This is a genomic window from Paracoccus sp. (in: a-proteobacteria) (assembly GCF_030536915.1).
GTDB lineage: Bacteria > Pseudomonadota > Alphaproteobacteria > Rhodobacterales > Rhodobacteraceae > Paracoccus.
The window spans coordinates 1-3131 of the sequence record NZ_JAUNPC010000050.1 but is presented as its reverse complement, the minus strand read 5'-3'; the positions used below and the strand labels follow the sequence as shown (position 1 = coordinate 3131).

Below are 3131 nucleotides of genomic sequence, written 5' to 3'. Positions count from 1 at the left end.
TCTCGATCTCGCTGGCGCCGTTTTCCAGCGCCGCCAGCACGGTCGAACCCTTGGCACGAAAGGTGGACAGGCTGTTCTGGAAGGGCAGGACGTCGTAGACCTCGCCCATCGTCACCGGGCCCGCGTCGATCGAGGCGCGCAGGCCCCCGCCGTTCTGGATGGCAATGCTGACACCCTGATCCGCCACCCGCGCCAGCATCGCATCGGCCACGACATTGCCCATGACGCATTCCCGTGCCCGGCAGTCGGCCCGGTCGGCGCCCAAGGGGACCGCGATCTCGGCCACCTGCTTCTGCCGCAACTCCTCCAACGGCTTGGCCAGTTCGGCCACCCGCGCCGCGATGGCGGGGTCTTCCGGGACCGAGGCGTCCAGCAGGATCGGGGCGCCCTCGGCCGCGGTCAGTCGGCCCTCGTCGTCGAAGATCAGCTTCAACTCGCCCAGGTATTTTCCGTAGGCGTAGGCGGTTGCGACCGGAACCTCGGCGCCCTCCGGCCCAGTGGCCCGCGTCGGATAGGGGCCTGCCGCGCCCTCCATGTCGCCCAGCAGCGTATGGCTGTGGCCGCCGATGATGGCGTCGAGGCCGGGGACTTCCGCGGCGAAGGCGAGGTCGCGGCCGTAGCCCACATGGGTCAGGGCGATGATCTTGTCCACGCCATCGGCCTCCAGCGCCTGCACTCCGGCCTTGAGGCTCTCCATGTCGTCATGGAAGATCACCAAGGGGCCGGGCGAGGCCGTCTCGGGCGTGTCCATCGCCAAGGCCGAGACGAGGCCGATCTTCTCTCCGCCCACCTCCAGAGTCACCACATGCCGCAGCTTGCCCGCAAGCTGGTTCGACTGCGAGACGTCGAGGTTGCCCGACATCACCGGGAACGCTGCCCCGTCCAGCAGCACCGCCGCGCCCTCGGGGCCGTCGTCGAACTCGTGGTTGCCCAAGGCCATGGCGTCATAGCCGATGGCGTTCATGAACTCGACCGTGTCGCGGCCCTTGTAGGTCGTGTAGAACAGCGACCCCTGATACTGGTCGCCCGCGTCCAGCACGATCACGTTGCCGCCCCCGGCCCGGATTGCCTCGCGCCGGGCGTCGATGGCGGCTTTCAGCCGCGCGACGCCGCCGAAGCATTCGTCCTTGGCCAGCGTCTCGGCGTCGCAGGTCGAATCGAAGGCGTTGATCGGCTCGATCCGGCTGTGGAGGTCGTTGGTGTGCAGGATGTGCAGCACATAGTCGGCCTGCGCGGTGGTGCCGAGGGCGACCAGCGCCGTGGTCAGAAGCAGTCGGGTCATGGCGGGCTCCGTCAGGGGATCGGGTTCAGCCTGCCAGTGGCACGCCCATGTGACAAGCAGGCTTCAGCGCAGGTGTTCGCCGGATGTTCTTTCCGGCTTGCGTTTCGCGCGGGCGACCATATCTGATGCCCTTGTCCCCCCGAGAGGTCCGCATGGAACAGAAGTTCATCGAGGTGCGCGGCGCGCGCGAGCATAATCTCAAGGGCGTGGACATGGACATTCCCCGCGACTCGCTGGTGGTCATCACCGGCCTGTCGGGGTCGGGGAAGTCCTCGCTTGCCTTCGACACGATCTATGCGGAAGGCCAGCGGCGCTATGTCGAGAGCCTGTCGGCCTATGCGCGGCAGTTCCTCGACATGATGGGCAAGCCGGACGTGGACCATATCTCGGGCCTGTCGCCGGCGATCTCGATCGAGCAGAAGACGACCTCGAAGAACCCGCGTTCGACCGTGGGGACGGTCACGGAAATCTACGACTACCTGCGGCTGCTGTTCGCCCGCGCGGGGACGCCTTACAGCCCGGCGACCGGCCTGCCGATCGAGGCGCAGCAGGTGCAGGACATGGTGGACCGCGTGATGGCGCTGCCCGAGGGCACCCGCGCCTATCTGCTGGCCCCCATCGTCCGCGACCGCAAGGGCGCCTATGAAAAGGAACTGCTGGACCTGCGGAAAAAGGGCTTCCAGCGGGTCAAGATCGACGGGGCGTTCCACGAACTCGACACGCCGCCTGCGCTGGACAAGAAGTTCCGCCATGACATCGACGTGGTGGTGGACCGCATCGTCGTGCGCGAGGGGCTGGAGACGCGGCTGGCTGACAGCTTCCGCACCGCGCTGGATCTGGCGGAAGGCATCGCCGTTCTGGAAACTGCGCCCTCCGAGGGCGAGCCGGAGCGCATCACCTTCTCGGAAAACTTCGCCTGCCCCGTGTCGGGCTTCACCATTCCCGAGATCGAGCCGCGCCTGTTTTCCTTCAACGCGCCGCTGGGCGCCTGCCCGGCCTGCGACGGGCTGGGGGTGGAACTGTTCTTTGATGAGCGCCTGGTCGTGCCGGACACCGGCCTGTCGGTCGCACAGGGGGCCATTGCGCCTTGGGCCAAGTCCAAGTCGGCGTACCTCACCCAGACGATCAACGCTTTGGCCGCGCATTACGGTTTCGACCGCAAGACCCCGTGGCGCGACCTGCCGGATCACGTCCGCCACGTGCTCATGCACGGCTCGGGCGATGAGGAAATCCGCTTCCGCTTCGACGACGCGGGCCGGGTCTACGAGGTCAGCCGCACCTTCGAGGGCGTCCTGCCCAACATCGAGCGCCGCTACCGCGAGACGGACTCGGCCTGGTCGCGCGAGGAGCTTGAGCGTTACCAGAACAGCCGCCCCTGCCATGTCTGCAACGGCAACCGCCTGAAGCCCGAGGCCTTGGCGGTCAAGATCGCCGGGCGCCACATCGGCCAGATCACCGACCTGTCGATCCGCGAGGCGCTGGACACCATGGGCGAGGTTGCGCCGCAGTTGTCGCGCCAGAAGGGAGAGATCGCCGCGCCGATCCTCAAGGAGATCCGAGAAAGGCTGGGCTTCCTTGTCAACGTGGGGCTGGACTACCTGACGCTGAGCCGCGCGGCGGGCACGCTGTCAGGCGGGGAAAGCCAGCGCATCAGGCTGGCCTCGCAGATCGGCTCGGGCCTCACGGGGGTGCTCTATGTGCTGGACGAGCCCTCCATCGGCCTGCATCAGCGCGATAACGACCGGCTGCTGGACGCGCTGAAGGGGCTGCGGGACCAAGGCAACTCGGTGATCGTGGTCGAGCATGACGAGGACGCCATCCGCCATGCCGACTATGTCTTCGACATGGG

The 3131-nt window shown here is 67.2% G+C and carries 2 protein-coding genes; one reads left to right on the top strand and one right to left on the bottom strand.

Features of this window, described 5'->3' with window-relative positions:
* Nucleotides 1–1282, bottom strand: a 1282-nt coding sequence (locus Q4F04_RS09730) for a bifunctional UDP-sugar hydrolase/5'-nucleotidase (RefSeq protein ID WP_303369634.1), incomplete at its 3' end; no start/stop codon positions are given.
* 152 nt (nucleotides 1283–1434) lie between these two features.
* Between Q4F04_RS09730 and uvrA the strand changes: the two genes are divergently transcribed.
* Nucleotides 1435–3131, top strand: a 1697-nt coding sequence (gene uvrA, locus Q4F04_RS09725; protein WP_303369633.1) for an excinuclease ABC subunit UvrA, incomplete at its 3' end; no start/stop codon positions are given.